Genomic DNA, 18708 nt, shown 5'->3' on the forward strand with positions numbered 1-18708 from the left:
CGGCCCGCCGTAATAAAAAAGCCCCGACACGCCAGTGCCGGGGCTTTTCTTTTCCCGCGCGGCGCGGGGGGCGTTCAGTGCTTCGCGTGCGATGGCGTGGACAGCCTGTCGACCAGGGCGATGCCCAGCGCCGACAGAATGAACAGCGCGTGAATGATGGTCTGCCACATCACGCCCGCTTCCGAGAAGCGCGCGTTGGGCGTGCCCAGCGTGCCGGCCTCGATGAAGGTGCGCAGCAGGTGGATCGACGAGATGCCGATGATGGCCATGGCCAGCTTGACCTTGAGGACGCTGGCGTTGACGTGGCTGAGCCATTCCGGCTGGTCCGGATGCCCCTGCAGCCGCAGGCGCGACACGAAGGTCTCGTAGCCGCCGACGATCACCATCACCAGCAGGTTGGAGATCATCACCACGTCGATCAATCCCAGCACCAGCAGCATGATTTCCATTTCGCCGAAGCTGGTGGCGTGCGTCAGCAGATGCCAGAGTTCCTTCAGGAACAGCATCACGTAGACGCCCTGGGCGACGATCAGTCCCAGATAGAGCGGCAGTTGCAGCCAGCGCGAACTGAAAATCAGGCTGGGCAGCAAGCCAAGACGGGGTGGGGTGTTGGGGGTCATGATGGGTGCGAGCCGTTATAGGGATACGGAAAAAGTGCGGCGGCAATTCTAACAACGCCGCGCTCTCCCGGGATTTGTTTTTGATGACGAATTTATGGCGGAGCAGGGGGTACTTACCACGGTAAGAAGTCTTTCGCCCGCCTTTTGTGTAAGAGAAATTCGCATTTGCGAAACTCTGTGGCGAAACGGTTTGAGCGCTTTTGGCGTATATAGAATTGCCGCCTCACTCGAACAGAGTCAGTCAAGAGGAGTTTTTTCCATGAAGATCCGCTACACCGTTGCCGCGCTGGCCGTTGCCCTTGCCCCTTATTCCGCGTCGCATGCCCTCGATATCGGGGGACTGGTGGGCGCCGGCAGCAAGGTGGTGCAGGCCGCCACCCTGAGCGATGCCGAAATCAAGACCTTGTCGGACAAGGCTTGCGCGCAGAGCGACTCCCAGGAAAAGATCGCCGCCCCGGGCAGCAAGTACGACGTGCGCCTGCAGAAGATCGCCAAGCAACTGGGCGGCACCGTCAACGGCCAGAAGGCCAACTACAAGGTCTACATCACCAAGGACGTCAACGCCTGGGCCATGGCCAACGGCTGCATCCGCGTCTACAGCGGCTTGATGGACATGATGACCGACGACGAAGTGCTGGGCGTCGTGGGCCATGAAATCGGCCACGTGGCGCTGGGCCACAGCAAGAAGGCCATGCAGACCGCCTACACGGTCTCGGCCGCGCGCGACGCCGCCGGTGCCGCCGGTGGCGCCACGGTCGCCGCCCTGAACTCTTCGCAGTTGGGCGACCTGACCGAGAAGTTCATCAACGCGCAGTTCTCGCAATCGCAGGAAAGCGCCGCCGACGACTACTCGTTCGACCAGTTGCAGGCCAAGAAGCTGAACACCCGCGGCCTGGTGACGGCGTTCCAGAAGCTGGCCGAGCTGGACGGCGGCAAGAGCGATATGATGAGCTCGCACCCGTCTTCGGCCAAGCGCGCGCAGCATATCGAAGATCGCATCGCCAAGGCCAAATAAAGCGCCCTGGCGGGCAATTTGCCGCCCTTTCCGGGTGGAAAACGGGGCGCGAGCATCCGGGCTTGTCCGGGTGCTCGCGCCCCTTTGCGTCAGGGGTCCGGAAGTTTCCGGTAAAATGCCGCGTTTATCCGCCCGTCATCCCATATCTTTCGGAAAATAGGTCTTTTAATGCAGCCTGTGGTTGAAACCCTCTCCGGCCTCGAGCGCCGTGTTGATCTGGCCGTCTCGGTGGCCGACGTCGAAAAGGAAGTCCAGGCGCAGTTGAAGCGCGTGGCCCGTACCGCCAAGGTCCCTGGCTTTCGTCCCGGCAAGGCGCCGCTCGCCATGCTCGAGCGCAGCCATGGCCCCGGCATCCGCTACGACGTGATCAACAGCCAGGTCGGCCGCGCATTCGAACAAGCCGTCGACGGCGCCAAGCTGCGCGTCGCTGGCGCCCCGAACCTGGAACCCAAGACGGAAGGCGTCGGCGAAGACACGCTGGCCTTCACCGCCACGTTCGAGGTCTACCCCGAAGTCGCCGTGCCGGACCTGTCGGCCCTGGCCGTGACCCGCTATGAAACCGCTGTCACCGACGCCGAAGTGCAGCAGACCCTGGACGTCCTGCGCAAGCAGCGCGCCACGTTCGAAGCCCGCGAAGGCCGCGCCTCGCAAGACGGCGACCGCGTCACGCTGGACTTTGCCGGCACCATCGACGGCGTGCCGTTCGAAGGCGGCAAGGCCGAAGACTTCCCGTTCGTGCTCGGCCAAGGCCGCATGCTGCCGGAATTCGAAGAAGCCGCCCGCGGCCTGAAGGCTGGCGAAAGCAAGGTCTTCCCGCTCAAGTTCCCCGATGACTACCAAGGCAAGGAAGTCGCCGGCAAGACCGCCGAATTCACCATCACCGTCAAGGAAGTGGCCGAAGGCGTGCTGCCCGAACTGAATGCCGAATTCGCCAAGTCGCTCGGCCAGGCCGAAGGCGACATCGAAAAGCTCAAGGCCGACATCCGCAGCAACATCGAACGCGAAGTCAAGGTTCGCGCGCAAGGCCGCACCAAGTCCAGCGTGATGGACGCCCTGGTCGAAGCCGGCAAGTTCGACGTGCCGAAGGCGCTGGTCGACAACGACGTGCAAAGCCGCATTGCCGCCGCTCGCGAAGAGCTCAAGCAGCGTGGCGTGCCCAACGCCGAGTCCGTGCCGATCCCGGCCGAAGCGTTCTCCACCGAATCCGAGCGCCGCGTGCGCCTGGGCCTGCTGGTGTCCGAACTGGTCAAGCAAGCCCAGCTTCAGGCCAAGCCGGAACAGGTCCGCGCCCGCATCGAAGAGTTCGCGGAAAACTACGAACAACCCGCCCAGGTTGTCAGCTATTACCTGGCCGACCGCCAGCGTCGTGCTGAAATCGAGGCTATTGTGCTCGAAGACAACGTCGTCGCGCATGTTCTGGAAAAGGCCAAGGTCACCGACGAAAAGGTGCCTTTTGATCAGTTGATGGGGATGGCGTAACACTATGCAGAGATTCACCGATTTCTATGCGGCAATGAATGGCGGGTCGTCGGTGACCCCCACCGGCCTGGGCTACATTCCCATGGTGATCGAGCAGTCGGGGCGCGGCGAACGCGCCTACGACATCTATTCGCGTCTGCTCCGCGAGCGGCTCATCTTCCTGGTGGGCCCGGTCAACGACGCGACGGCCAACCTGGTCGTGGCGCAGTTGCTGTTCCTGGAATCGGAGAATCCTGACAAGGACATTTCCCTGTACATCAACTCGCCCGGCGGGTCGGTGTACGCGGGCATGGCCATCTACGACACCATGCAGTTCATCAAGCCGGACGTGTCGACCCTGTGCACGGGCCTGGCGGCCAGCATGGGCGCCTTCCTGCTGGCGGCTGGCAAGAAGGGCAAGCGCTTCACCCTGCCCAACTCGCGCATCATGATCCACCAGCCCTCGGGCGGCGCCCAGGGGCAGGCCTCCGACATCCAGATCCAGGCTCGCGAGATCCTGGACCTGCGCGAGCGTCTCAACCGCATCCTGGCCGACAACACCGGCCAGTCGATCGACCGCATCGCCCTGGACACGGAACGTGACAACTTCATGTCCGCCGAAGATGCGGTATCGTATGGACTGGTGGACAAGGTGATGACCTCCCGTTCGGAAGGCTGACTTCCCGGTTGAGTCCCATCCGCTGCCGCCATGTTTGAGTAAGCGCAGGCGCCGGGCCCTTTACCCGGTCCGGCGCTTCTTTACCTGAGATACGACTACATATGCCTGAAAAAAAGGGATCGGCAGACGCAAAAGTGCTGCATTGCTCGTTTTGCAATAAAAGCCAGCACGAAGTCCGCAAGCTGATCGCGGGTCCGTCGGTATTCATCTGCGATGAATGCATAGACTTGTGCAACGACATCATCCGCGAGGAAGCGCAGGCTACCGCGCGCGCGGCGATTCGTTCCGAACTGCCCACTCCGGCTGAAATCAAGACGTTCCTGGACCAGTACGTGATCGGGCAGACCTCGCCCAAGCGCATGCTGGCGGTGGCCGTCTACAACCACTACAAGCGCATCCGCCACGGCGAGATCAAGGGCGACGAAGTCGAGCTGTCCAAGAGCAACATCATGCTGATCGGCCCCACCGGGTCGGGCAAGACACTGCTGGCGCAGACCCTCGCGCGCATGCTGAACGTGCCGTTCGTCATGGCAGACGCCACCACGCTGACCGAAGCCGGTTACGTCGGTGAAGACGTCGAGAACATCATTCAGAAGTTGCTGCAGAACTGCAACTACGAAGTCGAGAAGGCGCAGCGCGCCATCATCTACATCGATGAAATCGACAAGATCTCCCGTAAGTCCGACAACCCGTCCATCACCCGCGACGTGTCGGGCGAGGGCGTGCAGCAGGCCCTGCTCAAGCTGATCGAAGGCACCGTGGCCTCGGTGCCGCCGCAGGGCGGGCGCAAGCACCCCAACCAGGACTTCGTCCAGGTCGACACGACCAACATCCTGTTCATCGTCGGCGGCGCCTTCGACGGCCTGGAAAAGGTCATCCGCGACCGCACGGAAAAGTCCGGTATCGGTTTCTCCGCCTCCGTGCGCGCCAAGTCCGAGCGCGGCGTCGGCGAGCTGTTCTCCGAAGTCGAGCCCGAAGACCTGATCAAGTTCGGCCTGATCCCCGAGCTGGTCGGCCGCCTGCCCGTGGTCGCCACGCTGGACGAACTCGATGAAGCTGCCCTGGTGCAGATCCTCACCGAGCCCAAGAACGCCCTGCTCAAGCAATTCCAGAAGCTGTTCGCCATGGAAGGCGCCGAGCTGGACGTGCGTCCCGCCGCCCTCAAGGCCATCGCCCGCAAGGCGCTCAAGCGCAAGACCGGCGCCCGTGGCCTGCGTTCCATCATCGAGCAGGCCCTGCTCGACACCATGTATGACCTGCCGTCGCAAGGCAACGTCAAGCGCGTGGTGCTCGACGAAGGCGCGATCGAAGGCGAGGGCAAGCCCTTGCTGATCTACGCCGACGAAGAGGGGACGACCGAAAAGCCCGAGCGCGGGGAAGTCCGCGACGCCGCGGCCTGACGGATATTTCAAGAAAACCCGTTTCCGTAACGGGTTTTTTTGTCTCAGGGCCCCGATTGAACGCACACTCCCTGGGTGTGTGCAATAAAACTGGATACCGGCCGCCGTTTTTTTTGCGGTTTTGTTTATCCGGCCGCCGGGATCTTGAATTTTCGGCTATTGTTCCCATAACAGACGTAACTGACGGGGCTGTCCGGGTATACCCGGTCATCCTGTCCCCGATACGCCGAGTCATACCGAGGAACCTCCTATGTCTGCCAGCCAGACCCTGCCTTCCGACCCGATCGACCTTCCCCTGCTGCCGCTGCGCGACGTCGTGGTGTTCCCGCACATGGTCATCCCGCTGTTCGTCGGCCGTCCGCGCTCTATCCGCGCGCTCGAGGTTGCGATGGAAGCGGGCAAGAGCATCATGCTGGTGGCCCAAAAGTCCGCCGGCAAGGATGATCCCACCCCTGAAGACGTCTACGAGATCGGCTGCGTCGCCGGCATCCTGCAGATGCTCAAGCTGCCCGACGGCACCGTCAAGGTGCTGGTCGAAGGCACCCAGCGCGCCCGCATCAACAGCATCGAAGACGCCGACTCGCACTTCACCTGCCAGGTCACCCCGATCGAGCCGGACGCCGTCCAGGGCTCCGAGACCGAGGCCCTGCGCCGTGCGATCGTCGCCCAGTTCGAGCAATACGTAAAACTCAACAAGAAGATCCCCCCGGAGATCCTGACCTCGCTCGCCGGCATCGATGACGCCGGCCGCCTGGCCGACACGATCGCCGCGCATCTTCCGCTGAAACTCGAGCAGAAGCAGAAGATGCTCGAGATCGTCGGCACCTCCGAGCGCCTCGAAGGCCTGCTCACGCAGTTGGAAACCGAAATCGACATCCTTCAGGTCGAAAAGCGGATCCGCGGCCGCGTGAAGAAGCAGATGGAAAAGAGCCAGCGCGACTACTACCTGAATGAGCAGGTCAAGGCCATTCAGAAGGAGTTGGGCGAGGGCGAAGAGGGCGCCGACATCGAGGAGCTCGAAAAGAAGATCATCGCCGCGCACATGCCCAAGGAGGCGCGCAAGAAGGCCGATGCCGAGCTCAAGAAGCTCAAGCTCATGTCGCCCATGTCGGCCGAAGCCACCGTGGTGCGCAACTACATCGATACGCTCATCAACCTCCCCTGGAGGAAGAAGAGCAAGATCAACAACTCCATCGCCAACGCCGAAACGGTGCTCGACAACGACCACTACGGCCTGGAGAAGGTGAAGGAACGCATCCTCGAATACCTCGCCGTGCAGCAGCGCGTGGACAAGGTCAAGGCGCCGATCCTGTGCCTGGTCGGTCCTCCCGGGGTCGGCAAGACCTCGCTGGGCCAGTCCATCGCCAAGGCCACGAACCGCAAGTTCGTGCGCATGGCCCTGGGCGGCGTGCGCGACGAGGCCGAGATCCGTGGCCACCGCCGTACGTACATCGGCTCGATGCCCGGCAAGATCGTCCAGAACATGTCGAAGGTCGGCGTGCGCAATCCCCTGTTCCTGCTCGATGAAATCGACAAGCTGGGCATGGATTTCCGCGGCGATCCCTCGTCGGCGCTGCTCGAAGTGCTGGACCCGGAACAGAACCACACGTTCCAGGACCACTACATCGAAGTGGACTTCGACCTGTCGGACGTCATGTTCGTGGCCACCAGCAACACGCTGAACATTCCGCCGGCCCTGCTGGACCGGATGGAAGTGATCCGCCTGTCGGGCTACACCGAGGAAGAAAAGATCCACATCGCCCGCGACCATCTGCTGCCCAAGCTGATGAAGAACAACGGCGTCAAGGATACCGAGCTGACCGTCGATGACAGCGCGCTGCGCGACATCGTGCGCTACTACACCCGCGAAGCCGGCGTGCGCGCGCTCGAGCGCGAAGTGGGCAAGATCTGCCGCAAGGTGATCAAGCAGTTGCTGACCCAGAGCGATCGCGCCAAGGCCGAAGGCAAGACCTTCGAACTCAAGCCGGTCAACGTCACGGGCGAGAACCTCAGCGACTACCTCGGCGTGCGCCGCTACACCTTCGGCATGGCCGAAAAGGAAAACCAGATCGGTCAGGTGACCGGCCTGGCCTGGACGGAAGTCGGTGGCGACCTGCTCACGATCGAAGTGGCGGACATGCCTGGCAAGGGCGTGATCCAACGCACCGGTTCGCTGGGCGACGTGATGAAGGAATCGGTCGAGGCGGCCCGCACGGTGGTGCGCTCGCGGGCGCGTCGCCTGGGCTTTGCCGACAGCGTGTTCGAGAAGCACGACATGCACGTGCACGTGCCGGAAGGCGCGACGCCCAAGGACGGTCCGTCCGCCGGTATCGCGATCACCACGGCCATGGTGTCGGCCCTGTCGCGCATCCCGGTGCGCGCCGACGTCGCCATGACCGGCGAGATCACGCTGCGTGGCGAAGTCCTGCCGATCGGCGGCCTGAAGGAAAAGCTGCTGGCCGCCCATCGCGGTGGTATCAAGACGGTCTTGATCCCGGAAGAAAACGTCAAGGATTTGGCGGAGATCCCGGACAACGTCAAGAACCATCTCGAGATCGTGCCGGTCCGCTGGATCGACAAGGTGCTGGAACTGGCCCTGGAACGCCTGCCGGAGCCGCTGGCTGAAGACGAAGCGGTCAAGGAGCCGCTGGTCGCCAAGCCGGCCGAGCCGGGTTCGACGGATCCGGTGCTCAAGCACTGATGCCTGGCCCGAGGCGCCCCGCGAGGGGTGCTCGCAAAAAGAAACCCCGCGCAAGCGGGGTTTCTTTTTTGGCGCGTCCGTGGCGCCGGATCGGAAGCAGTGGGTCAGTGCAGCGTGTGCGGGCGGATCAACCCGACCGCGATGCCTTCCAGCGCGAATTCCTGGTCGGCCTCGACCACGATGACGCTGAAGTCCGGATTCTCGGGCAGCAGTTCGATGCGGCCGTTCTGGCGTTGCAGGCGCTTGACGGTGACGTCGTCGCCGAGCCGCGCGACCACGATCTGGCCATTGCGAGCCTCGGAAGCCTTCTTGACGGCCAGCAGGTCGCCTTCGAGGATGCCGGCGTCGCGCATGCTCATGCCGCGCACCTTGAGCAGGTAATCGGGCGTCTGCGCGAACAGGCTGGTATCGACGCCGATCTCGCGCTCGACATGTTCCGCGGCCAGGATCGGGCTGCCTGCCGCCACGCGCCCCACCAGCGGCAGCAGTAGCTGCGCCAGGCCGGGCAGGGGCAAGGGCGCCTGCGACGGTGTCGGCGAGTTGTCCTTCAGGCGGATGCCGCGGGAGGCGCCGGCGGTGAGCTCGATGGCGCCCTTGCGGGCCAGGGCCTTCAGATGGTCTTCGGCCGCATTGGGCGAGCGGAAACCCAGGGCCTGGGCGATCTCGGCGCGGGTGGGCGGAAAGCCGGTACGCGCGACGGTCTGCCGGATGAGGTCCAGGATTTGCTGTTGACGATCAGTGAGTTTGCTGGCCATGGCGGTGATCCGTTTGTGAGTCGGACTGTACATATATACAGCGGCATTCTGGGGGACATAACGCAAAAATGCAAGCGTTGATCCAACGCGGTTTTGTGACAGGCAATAAAAACGGGACCCGCAGGTCCCGTTTGGAGGTGCCGCTGTCGGCGCGTCTTACAGTACCGCGGCGATGCCCTTGGCCACCTGGTCGATGTTGCCGCTGTTGAGCGCGGCAACGCAGATGCGGCCGCTGGAGACGGCGTAGACGCCGTGCTCTTCGCGCAGGCGGTCGACCTGGGCCGAGGTCAGGCCCGAGTACGAGAACATGCCGCGCTGCTGCAGCACGAAGCTGAAGTCCTGCTTGCCGCCGTGTTCCTTGATCTTCTCGACCAACTGCTTGCGCATCAGGCGGATGCGGTCGCGCATGGCGCCGAGTTCCTCTTCCCACATGGCGAACAGCTCGGGCGAGTTCAGCACGGTGGAGACGATCGTGCCGCCGTGGGTGGGCGGATTGGAGTAATTGGTGCGGATGACGCGCTTGAGCTGGCTCAGCACGCGGGTGGCTTCGTCCTTGCTGCCGGCCACGACCGTCAGGGCGCCGACGCGCTCGCCGTACAGCGAGAACGACTTCGAGAACGACGAGCTGATGAACATGGTCAGGTCGAGGTCGGCGAACAGGCGCACGACCGCGGCGTCTTCGCGCAGGCCTTCGCCGAAGCCCTGGTAGGCGATGTCCAGGAACGGCACCAGCTTGTTTTCCTTGACGACCGCGGCGATCTGCTTCCATTGGTCGAAGGTCGGGTCGACGCCGGTGGGGTTGTGGCAGCAGGCGTGCAGCACGACCACGGTGTTGGCCGGCGCGGCCTTCAGGGCGGCCAGCATGCCGTCGAAGTTCAGGCCGCGGGTGGCGGCATCGTAGTAGGCGTAGGTGCCGACTTCGAAACCGGCGCGTTCGAACAGCGCGCGGTGGTTTTCCCAGCTCGGATCGCTGATCAGGACCTTGGAGGTCGGCAGCAACTGGCGCAGGAAGTCGGCGCCGATCTTGAGCGCGCCGGTGCCGCCCAGGGCCTGGGTGGTCAGGACGCGGCCGGCAGCGGCCAGCGGGGAATCCTTGCCGATCAGCAGGGCTTGCGCGCCCTGGTTGTAGCCGGCGATGCCTTCGATCGGCAGGTAGCCGCGGGCGGCGGCGGCCTCGATGCGGGCGATTTCCGCCTTGCGCACGGCGCCCAGCAGGGGAATGCGACCCTGGTCGTCGTAGTACACGCCCACGCCCAGATTGACTTTACCGGGGCGGGTGTCCGCGTTGTATTGTTCGTTCAGACCAAGAATGGGGTCGCGCGGCGCGAGTTCGACGGAATCGAAAAGGGTGCTCATGGGACTCTGCTGAGGGTGAGTGGACGCAGTCGGAAGTGCTGTGGATAATGGGGGGTTTACCCTGGGAACAGTCTAGCATGCCTAAGAGCGCAATAGACCCGAGCGCGGCGGGTGCCGCAGCCGTTGGCTCCGTCACTAACGGGGCGGCCGATGTGGCCCCTGGCGCTGTCGCGGCGGCCCCTGGCCCGGGGTACGTCGATTACCCCGGCAGCCCGTTCCACCTCTACCAACCCTATCCGCCCGCCGGCGACCAGCCGGGCGCCATCGAAGGATTGGTCCAGGGCGTGCAGGACGGCCTGATGTACCAGACCCTGCTGGGCGTGACCGGCTCGGGCAAGACCTACACCATGGCCAACGTCATCGCCCAGTTGGGGCGGCCGGCGCTGGTGCTGGCGCCCAACAAGACGCTGGCCGCGCAGTTGTACGCGGAAATGCGCGAGTTCTTTCCCAAGAACGCGGTGGAGTACTTCGTCTCGTACTACGACTACTACCAGCCCGAGGCCTATGTGCCGACGCGCGACCTGTTCATCGAAAAGGACTCGTCGATCAACGAGCACATCGAGCAGATGCGCCTGTCGGCCACCAAGAGCCTGCTGGAACGGCGCGACACCATCATCGTTGGCACCGTGTCGTGCATCTACGGTATCGGCAACCCCGGCGACTACCACGCGATGGTGCTGATCCTGCGCGCCGGCGACCAGATCTCGCGGCGCGAGATCCTGGCGCGGCTGGTGGCCATGCAGTACACCCGCAACGACGCCGAATTCACGCGCGGCGTGTTCCGCGTGCGCGGCGAGACCATCGACATCTTCCCGGCGGAAAGCGCCGAGCTGGCGCTGCGCCTGACACTGTTCGACGACGAAATCGAAAGCCTCGAGCTGTTCGATCCGCTGACCGGCCGCATCCGCCAGAAGCTGCCGCGCTTCACCGTCTACCCCGGCTCGCACTACGTCACGCCGCGGGATACGGTGCTGCGCGCCATCGAGACCATCAAGGAGGAGTTGCGCGAACGCACCAAGCGCTTCGTCGACGACGGCCACCTGGTCGAGGCCCAGCGGCTTGAGCAACGCACCCGCTTCGACCTGGAAATGCTGCAGGAACTGGGTTTCTGCAAGGGCATCGAGAACTACTCGCGCCACTTGTCCGGCGCCGCGCCGGGGGAGCCGCCGCCCACGCTGATCGACTATCTGCCCGCCGATGCGCTGATGTTCATCGACGAGAGCCACGTCACCATCGGCCAGCTCAGCGCCATGTACCGGGGTGACCGCTCGCGCAAGGAAACCCTGGTGCAGTATGGCTTCCGGCTGCCGTCGGCGCTGGACAACCGGCCGCTCAAGCTCGAGGAATTCGAGGCGCGCATGCGCCAGTGCGTGTTCGTGTCGGCCACGCCCGCGGCGTACGAAAAGGAGCACGCCGACAACGTGGTCGAGCAGGTGGTGCGTCCCACCGGCCTGGTCGATCCGATCGTCGAGGTGTTGCCGGCGCGCACCCAGGTCGATGACCTGCTGGGACAGATCAAGGCGCGCACCAGCCAGGGAGAGCGGGTGCTGGTCACCACGCTGACCAAGCGCATGGCCGAGGACCTGACCGACTTCCTGACCGAGCACGGGGTGCGGGTGCGTTACCTGCACTCGGACATCGATACGGTCGAGCGCGTGGAAATCATCCGCGACCTGCGCCTGGGCACGTTCGACGTGCTGGTGGGCATCAACCTGCTGCGAGAGGGGCTGGACATTCCGGAAGTGTCGCTGGTTGCCATCCTGGATGCGGACAAGGAAGGCTTCCTGCGTTCCGAGCGCAGCCTGATCCAGACGATCGGACGCGCCGCGCGCAACCTGAACGGCCATGCCATCCTGTACGCCGACCGCATCACCGATTCGATGCAGCGCGCCATGGAGGAAACCAGCCGTCGCCGCGCCAAGCAGTTGCAGTTCAATGCCGATCACGGCATCACCGCGCGCGGCGTGCAGAAGGCCGTGCGCGAGCTGATCGACGGCATCGTCGCCCCGGTGCAGCACGACGCGCTGGAAGCCGCAGTTCCGGCTGAGCTGCTCAAGGACGAAAAGGCCCTGGCCCGCGAGATCAAGCGCCTGGAAAAGCTGATGATGGACCATGCGCGCAATCTGGAGTTCGAGCAGGCCGCGGCCGCCCGGGATGCGCTGACGGCGCTCAAGCAGCGCGTGCTGCTGGATGGCGCGGTATGAGGTAAGTCGGTATCTAAATGTGTCCCTACGCTGACAGTGTGCTGAATATTGGGAAAAGTCATCATGTTGTCAGCGGGCGTCCGAAATTTGCGCAAGGGATCCGTCCCAGGCCCTCCGGAAAGCCTCAAATATAGTTGTTAACTATATGATTTATAATGATTATTTAAGGCGGTGGTCCGGCGTGTAACGGATGGCGAAAACGCAAAAAAAGCTTGCCTTATCTCGGGTTTTCCCGCACACTTACTCCCATGATGACCAAGGTACTTTTCGTTTGCATGGGCAATATCTGTCGCTCGCCGAGCGCAGAGGGCGTGTTTCGCCATTTGGTGAACGACGCGGGTTTGGGCGATGTGGTTCGCATCGACTCCGCGGGCACGCACGCGTTTCACATCGGCGAGGCGCCTGATGCCCGGGCGCAGGCCGCAGCGCGCAAGCGCGGCTACGAGATCACGCACTGCGAGGCCCGCCAGGTCACCGCGGAAGACTTCCGCGACTTCGACCTCATCCTCGCCATGGATTGGGACAACCTGTCCGCCATGCAGCAGCAGTGCCCCAAGGCGTACCAGCACAAGCTGATGCTGTTGATGCGTTTCGCCAACGAGTTCGAAGAGGCGACCGTGCCCGATCCGTACTACGGCGGCGCCGACGGTTTCGGCAAGGTGCTGGACTACCTCGAAGACGCCTGTCAGGGCGTGCTTGAACTGGTCCGTAAGCGCGCTACCCAATACCAGGCGGCTTGAGCCTCCTGTGCGCCGGGGCGTCCTGTGGGGCGCCTGGCGATTGGCAGTGAAAAAACCGCGCGACAGCGCGGTTTTTTCTAGCCGGGAGCCATACCAAATTACTCGGGAATTTGCTATACTTGAGCCAATTACTCGGGTATTGACCGTCGGATTCGCCGGCGGCCATTGCCGAATCACAGGGAATTCACCATGCGGCTAACTACCAAAGGGCGTTTCGCCGTGACTGCCATGATCGATCTGGCTATGCGGCAGCATAGCGGCCCGGTCACTCTTGCGGCCATCAGCCAGCGTCAGAATATTTCGCTTTCCTATCTGGAACAGCTGTTCGGGAAACTGCGCCGCCACGAACTCGTGGACAGCGTGCGGGGCCCGGGCGGCGGTTACTCGCTTGCCCGCCTGGCGCGCAACGTGACCGTGGCCGACATCATCTTCGCCGTCGATGAGCCGCTGGACGCCACTAGCTGCGGCGGCAAGCGGGACTGTACGAGCGGCAACGACGGCAAGCCTGGCAAGTGCATGACGCATGAGCTCTGGGCCACGCTGAATCGCAAGATGGTCGATTACCTGGATTCGGTGTCGCTGCAGGATCTGGTCGATCAGCAGCGTGTGCGCCAATTGCAGGAAGCCAACAATCAAGCGCAGGCCTGCGCGGTGCGCGTGAATCGGGTGGGAGGCGCCAATAACGCCGCCAACGCCCCGACCACCACCGTCGCGGCCAATGCCACCGTATAAGCAGTAGGAGTTGTAGAGATGACCACCCGCCCGATCTATCTGGATTACTCGGCCACGACCCCCGTCGACCCGCGCGTCGTCGAAAAAATGATCCCGTGGCTGTACGAGAGCTTCGGCAATCCCGCGTCGCGCAGTCACTCGTTCGGCTGGGAAGCCGAGGAGGCCGTCGAACGCGCCCGCGAGGAAGTCGCCAAGCTGGTGAACGCGGATCCGCGTGAAATCGTCTGGACTTCTGGCGCCACCGAGTCGGATAACCTTGCCATCAAGGGCGCCGCCAACTTCTATGCCGAGCGCGGCAAGCACATCATCACCATCAAGACCGAGCACAAGGCCGTGCTCGACACCTGTCGTGAACTGGAGCGCCAGGGCTTCGAGGTGACCTACCTGGACGTCAAGGACAACGGCCTGATCGACCTGGATGTCTTCAAGGCGGCGCTGCGTCCCGACACCGTGCTGGTGTCGGTGATGATGGTGAACAACGAAATCGGCGTCATCCAGGACATCGAAACCCTGGGCGAGATCTGCCGCGAGAAGGGCATCATCTTCCACGTCGACGCCGCGCAGGCCACCGGCAAGGTCGAGATCGACCTGCAGAAGCTGAAGGTCGACCTGATGTCGTTCTCGGCGCACAAGACTTACGGCCCCAAGGGCATCGGCGCGCTGTACGTGCGCCGCAAGCCGCGCGTGCGCATCGAGGCGCAGATGCACGGTGGCGGCCACGAACGCGGTTTCCGTTCGGGCACGCTGGCCACGCACCAGATCGTCGGCATGGGCGAGGCCTTCCGCCTGGCCCGCGAGGAAATGGGCACCGAGAACGAGCGCATCCGCATGCTGCGTGATCGCCTCTGGGCCGGCCTGTCGCAGATCGAAGAGGTCTACCTCAACGGCGACATGGACCAGCGCGTGCCGCACAACCTGAACGTCAGCTTCAACTATGTCGAAGGCGAGTCCCTGATCATGGCGATCAAGGAACTGGCCGTCTCGAGCGGCTCGGCCTGCACCTCGGCCAGCCTGGAACCTTCCTACGTGCTGCGCGCCCTGGGCCGCAACGACGAGCTGGCGCACAGCTCGATCCGCTTCACGCTGGGCCGTTTCACCACCGAGCAGGAAGTGGACTACACCATCGAACTGCTCAAGAGCCGCGTCGGCAAGCTGCGCGATATGTCGCCGCTGTGGGAAATGGCCAAGGAAGGCATCGATCTGAATACCGTGCAATGGGCCGCGCACTGAGCGCCCGCGCCAAAGAATACGTGGAGAACTAACATGTCTTACAGCACCAAAGTCCTGGATCACTACGAAAACCCGCGCAACGTCGGTTCGTTCGACAAGTCGGACGACTCGGTGGGCACCGGCATGGTCGGCGCGCCGGCCTGTGGCGACGTCATGAAGCTGCAGATCAAGGTGAACGAAGCCGGCGTCATCGAGGACGCGCGCTTCAAGACCTACGGCTGTGGCTCGGCCATCGCCTCCAGCTCGCTCGTGACCGAATGGGTCAAGGGCAAGACGCTGGACGAAGCGATGAACATCCGCAACACGCAGATCGCCGAAGAACTGGCCCTGCCGCCCGTGAAGGTGCACTGCTCGATCCTGGCCGAAGACGCGATCAAGGCCGCCGTGCAGAACTACAAGGAAAAGCATTCGGTGCCCGCCGAAGCTGTTGCGAGCTGAACATGTCCGTTACCCTGACCCAACAGGCTGCCACCCACATCGGCCGCTACTTGCAAAAGCGCGGCAAGGGGATCGGCTTGCGCCTCGGCGTTAGGACGACGGGTTGTTCCGGCATGGCCTACAAGCTGGAGTATGTGGACGACGCGGCGCCCGAAGACCAGGTGTTCGAAAGCTTCGGCGTGAAGGTGTTCGTCGATCCCAAGAGCCTGGCCTACCTGGACGGCACCGAGCTGGACTACGCCCGCGAAGGCCTGAACGAAGGTTTCAAGTTCCGCAACCCCAACGAGAAGGCGACCTGCGGCTGCGGCGAGTCGTTCACGGTGTAAGTCTTGGCTGGAGACGATCACTTCAGCCTGTTCGGCTTGCCGGCACGCTTCGACCTGGACGCCCAGGCGCTGGAATCGGCGTGGCGCACCGTCGCCGCGCAGGTGCATCCCGACCGCTTTGCCACCGCCAGCCCCGCGGAACGCCGCGTGGCCATGCAGTGGGCGGCGCGCGCCAATGAGGCCTACCGCCAGTTGCGCGATCCGCTGTTGCGGGCGCGCTATCTGTGCGAGCAGGCCGGCGTGGATCTGCAGACCGAGAGCAACACGTCGATGGACACGGCTTTCCTGATGCAGCAGATGACCTGGCGCGAAATGATGGACGACGCGCGCAATGACGCCGGCGTGCTGGCCGAGCTGCGGACCGAGCTGGAGGATGCCCGGCAGCAGATGCGCGCCGCGTTGACGCGCCTGCTGGACGAACAGCGCGACTACGCCGCGGCGGGTCTCAAGGTGCGGGAATGGATGTTCGTGGAGAAGCTGGCGCAGGAGCTGGCCCAGGCCCATCCCGATTCCTAGTCCCCAGGATGGCCCGGCCGCGGGGCGCCCGGACTTCGCCGCCTACTGAGTAGAAAAAACAATCATGGCCTTATTGCAGATTTCCGAGCCCGGCGAATCGCCCGCGCCGCACCAGCGCAAGCTGGCGGTGGGGATCGACCTGGGCACCACCAATTCCCTGGTTGCCGCCGTGCGCAGCAGCGTCGCCGAGGTCCTGCCTGATGCGCAGGGGCACGTGCTGCTGCCGTCGGCGGTACGCTATTTCCCCGGCGGCAAGGTCACCACGGGGCGCGAACCGCTGGCGCAGCAAGCCGAAGACCCGTTGAACACGGTGGTGTCGGTCAAGCGTTTCATGGGCCGTTCGCTGGAAGAGGCGCGCGCCACGCGCGCGCCGTACGAATTCGTGGACGCGCCCGGCATGGTGCGCATCCGCACCGCGCAGGGCGACCTGAGCCCGGTGGAAGTGTCGGCGCAGATCCTGGCGGTGCTGCGCCAGCGCGCCGAGGACGTGCTGGGCGACGACCTGGTGGGCGCCGTCATCACGGTGCCGGCGTATTTCGACGACGCCCAGCGACAGGCGACCCGCGACGCGGCGCGCCTGGCCGGCCTGAACGTGCTGCGCCTCTTGAACGAGCCGACCGCCGCGGCGATCGCCTACGGCCTGGATAACGCCGCCGAAGGCGTGTATGCCGTCTATGACCTGGGCGGCGGCACGTTCGATATTTCCATCCTGCGGTTGACGCAGGGCGTGTTCGAAGTGATCTCGACCGGTGGCGATACCGCGCTGGGCGGCGATGATTTCGATTCGCTCATCGTTGACCACGTGGTGGCGGCCGCGGGCGCCAAGGATCTGACGCACGCCGACCGGCGCGGCCTGCTGATGGCGGCGCGCGCCGCGCGCGAGGCGCTGTCGGATGCGCAGGACGCCAATCTGAATCTGACGCTGGCCAATGGCCAGGTCATCGATCACACGCTGACCCGCACGCAGTTCGAGGCGCTGGCGCAGCCGCTGGTGCAGCGCACGCTGGAGAGCGCGCGCCGGGCGCTGCGCGACGCCGCGCTGAAACCCGCCGACGTGCGCGGTGTGGTGATGGTGGGCGGCGCCACGCGCATGCCGGTGGTGCGCGCCGCCGTGGGCGAGATGTTCGGCACCGAGCCGCTGACCGATCTGGACCCGGACCAGGTGGTGGCGCTGGGCGCCGCGCTGCAGGCCAATCTGCTGGCCGGCAACCGCGCCCCGGGCGAGGACTGGCTACTGCTGGACGTGACGCCGCTGTCGCTGGGCCTCGAAACCATGGGCGGCCTGGTTGAGCGCGTGATCCCGCGCAACAGCACCATTCCGGTGGCGCGCGCGCAGGAATTCACGACGTTCAAGGATGGCCAGACGGCCATGAGCATCCACGTGCTGCAGGGCGAGCGCGACCTGGTGTCGGATTGCCGGTCGCTCGCGCGTTTCGAACTGCGCGGCATTCCGCCGATGGTGGCGGGCGCCGCGCGCATCCGCGTGACGTTCCAGGTGGATGCCGACGGGCTGTTGAGCGTGACCGCGCGCGAGCAGAGCACGGGCGTGGAAGCGGCGGTGTCGGTCAAGCCGTCGTACGGCCTGAGCGACGACGAAGTCGCGCGCATGCTGGCCGACAGCGTGGCGCAGGCCGACAACGACGCCCGCGCCCGCATGCTGCGCGAGCAGCAGGTGGAAGCGCGTCAGTTGGTCGAATCGGTGCAGGCCGCGCTGGCGGTCGACGGCGACCTGCTGAATGCCGAGGAACGCCAACGGGTCGATGAATGCCTGCAGGCAGCCAGTCGCGCCCAGGAGGCGCAGGATGTGGACGCGGTGAAGTCCGCGGTCGAGGCCTTGTCGGCCGCGACCGATGAATTCGCCGCGCGCCGCATGGACCGCAGCATCCGCGCCGCGCTGGCTGGCCGCAAACTTGACGAAATCGCCTGATAAGACGCTATGCCGAAACTGACCGTATTGCCTCATCCCGACTACTGCCCCGAGGGCGCCGTGATCGAGGACGCGCCCAAGGGCGTGTCGATCTGCCGCATCCTGCTGGACAATCACATCGACATCGAGCATGCCTGCGAACTGTCGTGCGCGTGTACGACCTGTCACGTGGTGGTCAAGCAGGGTTATTCGTCGCTGGAAGACGCGACCGATGACGAAGAGGACCTGCTGGACAAGGCCTGGGGCCTGACGCCGACCTCGCGCCTGTCTTGCCAGGCGCGGGTCGAGGATGCCGATCTGACGATCGAGATTCCCAAGTACACCATCAACCACGCGAAAGAGGGCCATTGATGAAGTGGACCGATACCTACCAGATTGCCGAGGCGCTGGCGGACGCCCATCCGGACGTCGACCCCAAGACGCTGCGTTTCACGCAGTTGCGCGAATGGGTGCTGGCCTTGCCCGGTTTCAATGACGACCCGGAACGCAGCGGCGAGAAGATCCTGGAGGCCATCCAGATGGCCTGGATCGACGAGGCCGACTGATCCTCCGGCGAAACGCTCCTTCGGGAGCGTTTTTGCATTGGGGGCGCGGGCGGCGGGGTATCATCA

The 18708-nt window shown here is 64.2% G+C and carries 18 protein-coding genes; 15 read left to right on the plus strand and 3 right to left on the minus strand.

The window, feature by feature from the left end; translation table 11 throughout:
• Positions 1-74 precede the first annotated feature (74 nt).
• Positions 75-620, minus strand: a complete 546-nt coding sequence (locus SB816_RS09935) for a TIGR00645 family protein (RefSeq protein ID WP_054502144.1) — start codon at positions 618-620, stop codon at positions 75-77.
• A gap of 259 nt (positions 621-879) precedes the next feature.
• Between SB816_RS09935 and SB816_RS09940 the strand changes: the two genes are divergently transcribed.
• The 5 genes from SB816_RS09940 to lon all read left to right on the plus strand — a co-directional run bounded on the left by SB816_RS09940 (position 880) and on the right by lon (position 7873).
• A complete protein-coding gene (locus SB816_RS09940) occupies positions 880-1635 on the plus strand; it encodes a M48 family metallopeptidase (RefSeq protein WP_006386184.1) in 756 nt (251 codons plus the stop codon).
• 168 nt (positions 1636-1803) lie between these two features.
• The gene (gene tig, locus SB816_RS09945) at positions 1804-3114 is read left to right on the plus strand and encodes a trigger factor (protein WP_054502145.1); all 1311 of its coding nucleotides are present in this window, start codon (positions 1804-1806) and stop codon (positions 3112-3114) included.
• Between the two features lie 4 nt (positions 3115-3118).
• Positions 3119-3772, plus strand: a complete 654-nt coding sequence (gene clpP, locus SB816_RS09950; protein WP_054502146.1) for an ATP-dependent Clp endopeptidase proteolytic subunit ClpP — start codon at positions 3119-3121, stop codon at positions 3770-3772.
• Between the two features lie 101 nt (positions 3773-3873).
• A complete protein-coding gene (gene clpX / locus SB816_RS09955) occupies positions 3874-5172 on the plus strand; it encodes an ATP-dependent Clp protease ATP-binding subunit ClpX (RefSeq protein ID WP_054502147.1) in 1299 nt (432 codons plus the stop codon).
• Between the two features lie 250 nt (positions 5173-5422).
• Positions 5423-7873 carry an endopeptidase La gene (gene lon / locus SB816_RS09960; protein WP_049073184.1) on the plus strand — a complete coding sequence of 817 codons (2451 nt, stop codon included), beginning with the start codon at positions 5423-5425 and terminating at the stop codon, positions 7871-7873.
• 104 nt (positions 7874-7977) lie between these two features.
• Here the strand turns inward: lon and lexA are convergent, their stop codons facing one another.
• Together lexA and SB816_RS09970 are read right to left on the minus strand one after the other, a co-directional pair.
• On the minus strand, positions 7978-8628 hold the full coding sequence (gene lexA / locus SB816_RS09965) for a transcriptional repressor LexA (RefSeq protein WP_064525933.1): 651 nt from the start codon (positions 8626-8628) through the stop codon (positions 7978-7980).
• 156 nt (positions 8629-8784) lie between these two features.
• Positions 8785-9984, minus strand: a complete 1200-nt coding sequence (locus tag SB816_RS09970) for an amino acid aminotransferase (RefSeq protein ID WP_049073186.1) — start codon at positions 9982-9984, stop codon at positions 8785-8787.
• 77 nt (positions 9985-10061) lie between these two features.
• On the opposite strand from SB816_RS09970, the gene uvrB reads away from it, so the two are divergent.
• The 10 genes from uvrB (at position 10062) to iscX (ending at position 18642) form a co-directional block, all read left to right on the plus strand.
• Entirely contained in the window at positions 10062-12188 is a 2127-nt protein-coding gene (gene uvrB, locus SB816_RS09975; protein ID WP_410546863.1) for an excinuclease ABC subunit UvrB, read from the plus strand.
• A gap of 248 nt (positions 12189-12436) precedes the next feature.
• Entirely contained in the window at positions 12437-12928 is a 492-nt protein-coding gene (locus SB816_RS09980; protein ID WP_006386176.1) for a low molecular weight protein-tyrosine-phosphatase, read from the plus strand.
• Positions 12929-13117: 189 nt separating this feature from the next.
• The gene (iscR, locus tag SB816_RS09985; RefSeq protein ID WP_026384517.1) at positions 13118-13660 is read left to right on the plus strand and encodes a Fe-S cluster assembly transcriptional regulator IscR; all 543 of its coding nucleotides are present in this window, start codon (positions 13118-13120) and stop codon (positions 13658-13660) included.
• An 18-nt stretch (positions 13661-13678) separates the two neighbouring features.
• The gene (locus SB816_RS09990) at positions 13679-14890 is read left to right on the plus strand and encodes an IscS subfamily cysteine desulfurase (RefSeq protein ID WP_049073188.1); all 1212 of its coding nucleotides are present in this window, start codon (positions 13679-13681) and stop codon (positions 14888-14890) included.
• A gap of 33 nt (positions 14891-14923) precedes the next feature.
• Complete coding sequence (gene iscU, locus SB816_RS09995; RefSeq protein ID WP_006386173.1) at positions 14924-15328, plus strand: Fe-S cluster assembly scaffold IscU; 405 nt, start codon at positions 14924-14926, stop codon at positions 15326-15328.
• A gap of 2 nt (positions 15329-15330) precedes the next feature.
• Positions 15331-15654: an iron-sulfur cluster assembly protein IscA gene (gene iscA, locus SB816_RS10000; protein WP_006386172.1), complete on the plus strand. Its 324-nt coding sequence runs from the start codon at positions 15331-15333 to the stop codon at positions 15652-15654.
• Positions 15655-15657: 3 nt separating this feature from the next.
• On the plus strand, positions 15658-16170 hold the full coding sequence (gene hscB / locus SB816_RS10005) for a Fe-S protein assembly co-chaperone HscB (RefSeq protein WP_049073189.1): 513 nt from the start codon (positions 15658-15660) through the stop codon (positions 16168-16170).
• Positions 16171-16234: 64 nt separating this feature from the next.
• Complete coding sequence (hscA, locus tag SB816_RS10010; RefSeq protein ID WP_410546864.1) at positions 16235-18097, plus strand: Fe-S protein assembly chaperone HscA; 1863 nt, start codon at positions 16235-16237, stop codon at positions 18095-18097.
• Between the two features lie 9 nt (positions 18098-18106).
• A complete protein-coding gene (gene fdx / locus SB816_RS10015) occupies positions 18107-18448 on the plus strand; it encodes an ISC system 2Fe-2S type ferredoxin (RefSeq protein WP_026384519.1) in 342 nt (113 codons plus the stop codon).
• Positions 18448-18642, plus strand: a complete 195-nt coding sequence (iscX, locus tag SB816_RS10020; RefSeq protein WP_020928322.1) for a Fe-S cluster assembly protein IscX — start codon at positions 18448-18450, stop codon at positions 18640-18642. Before fdx ends, iscX begins: the two co-directional genes overlap by 1 nt.
• Positions 18643-18708 lie beyond the last annotated feature (66 nt).

It is taken from the genome of Achromobacter sp. SIMBA_011 (assembly GCF_046535435.1).
In the GTDB taxonomy this organism is placed as follows: Bacteria; Pseudomonadota; Gammaproteobacteria; order Burkholderiales; family Burkholderiaceae_B; genus Achromobacter; species Achromobacter dolens.

Excerpts from the sequence above, each read along its gene's own strand:
- iscX (WP_020928322.1), top strand. The coding sequence starts at position 18,448 with ATGAAGTGGACCGATACCTACCAGATTGCCGAGGCGCTGGCGGACGCC.
- hscA (WP_410546864.1), top strand. The coding sequence starts at position 16,235 with ATGGCCTTATTGCAGATTTCCGAGCCCGGCGAATCGCCCGCGCCGCAC.
- clpP (WP_054502146.1), top strand. The coding sequence starts at position 3,119 with ATGCAGAGATTCACCGATTTCTATGCGGCAATGAATGGCGGGTCGTCG.
- lexA (WP_064525933.1), bottom strand. The coding sequence starts at position 8,628 with ATGGCCAGCAAACTCACTGATCGTCAACAGCAAATCCTGGACCTCATC.
- uvrB (WP_410546863.1), top strand. The coding sequence starts at position 10,062 with ATGCCTAAGAGCGCAATAGACCCGAGCGCGGCGGGTGCCGCAGCCGTT.
- fdx (WP_026384519.1), top strand. The coding sequence starts at position 18,107 with ATGCCGAAACTGACCGTATTGCCTCATCCCGACTACTGCCCCGAGGGC.
- clpX (WP_054502147.1), top strand. The coding sequence starts at position 3,874 with ATGCCTGAAAAAAAGGGATCGGCAGACGCAAAAGTGCTGCATTGCTCG.
- iscR (WP_026384517.1), top strand. The coding sequence starts at position 13,118 with ATGCGGCTAACTACCAAAGGGCGTTTCGCCGTGACTGCCATGATCGAT.
- lon (WP_049073184.1), top strand. The coding sequence starts at position 5,423 with ATGTCTGCCAGCCAGACCCTGCCTTCCGACCCGATCGACCTTCCCCTG.
- iscU (WP_006386173.1), top strand. The coding sequence starts at position 14,924 with ATGTCTTACAGCACCAAAGTCCTGGATCACTACGAAAACCCGCGCAAC.
- SB816_RS09940 (WP_006386184.1), top strand. The coding sequence starts at position 880 with ATGAAGATCCGCTACACCGTTGCCGCGCTGGCCGTTGCCCTTGCCCCT.
- SB816_RS09980 (WP_006386176.1), top strand. The coding sequence starts at position 12,437 with ATGATGACCAAGGTACTTTTCGTTTGCATGGGCAATATCTGTCGCTCG.
- SB816_RS09990 (WP_049073188.1), top strand. The coding sequence starts at position 13,679 with ATGACCACCCGCCCGATCTATCTGGATTACTCGGCCACGACCCCCGTC.
- iscA (WP_006386172.1), top strand. The coding sequence starts at position 15,331 with ATGTCCGTTACCCTGACCCAACAGGCTGCCACCCACATCGGCCGCTAC.
- SB816_RS09970 (WP_049073186.1), bottom strand. The coding sequence starts at position 9,984 with ATGAGCACCCTTTTCGATTCCGTCGAACTCGCGCCGCGCGACCCCATT.
- tig (WP_054502145.1), top strand. The coding sequence starts at position 1,804 with ATGCAGCCTGTGGTTGAAACCCTCTCCGGCCTCGAGCGCCGTGTTGAT.
- SB816_RS09935 (WP_054502144.1), bottom strand. The coding sequence starts at position 620 with ATGACCCCCAACACCCCACCCCGTCTTGGCTTGCTGCCCAGCCTGATT.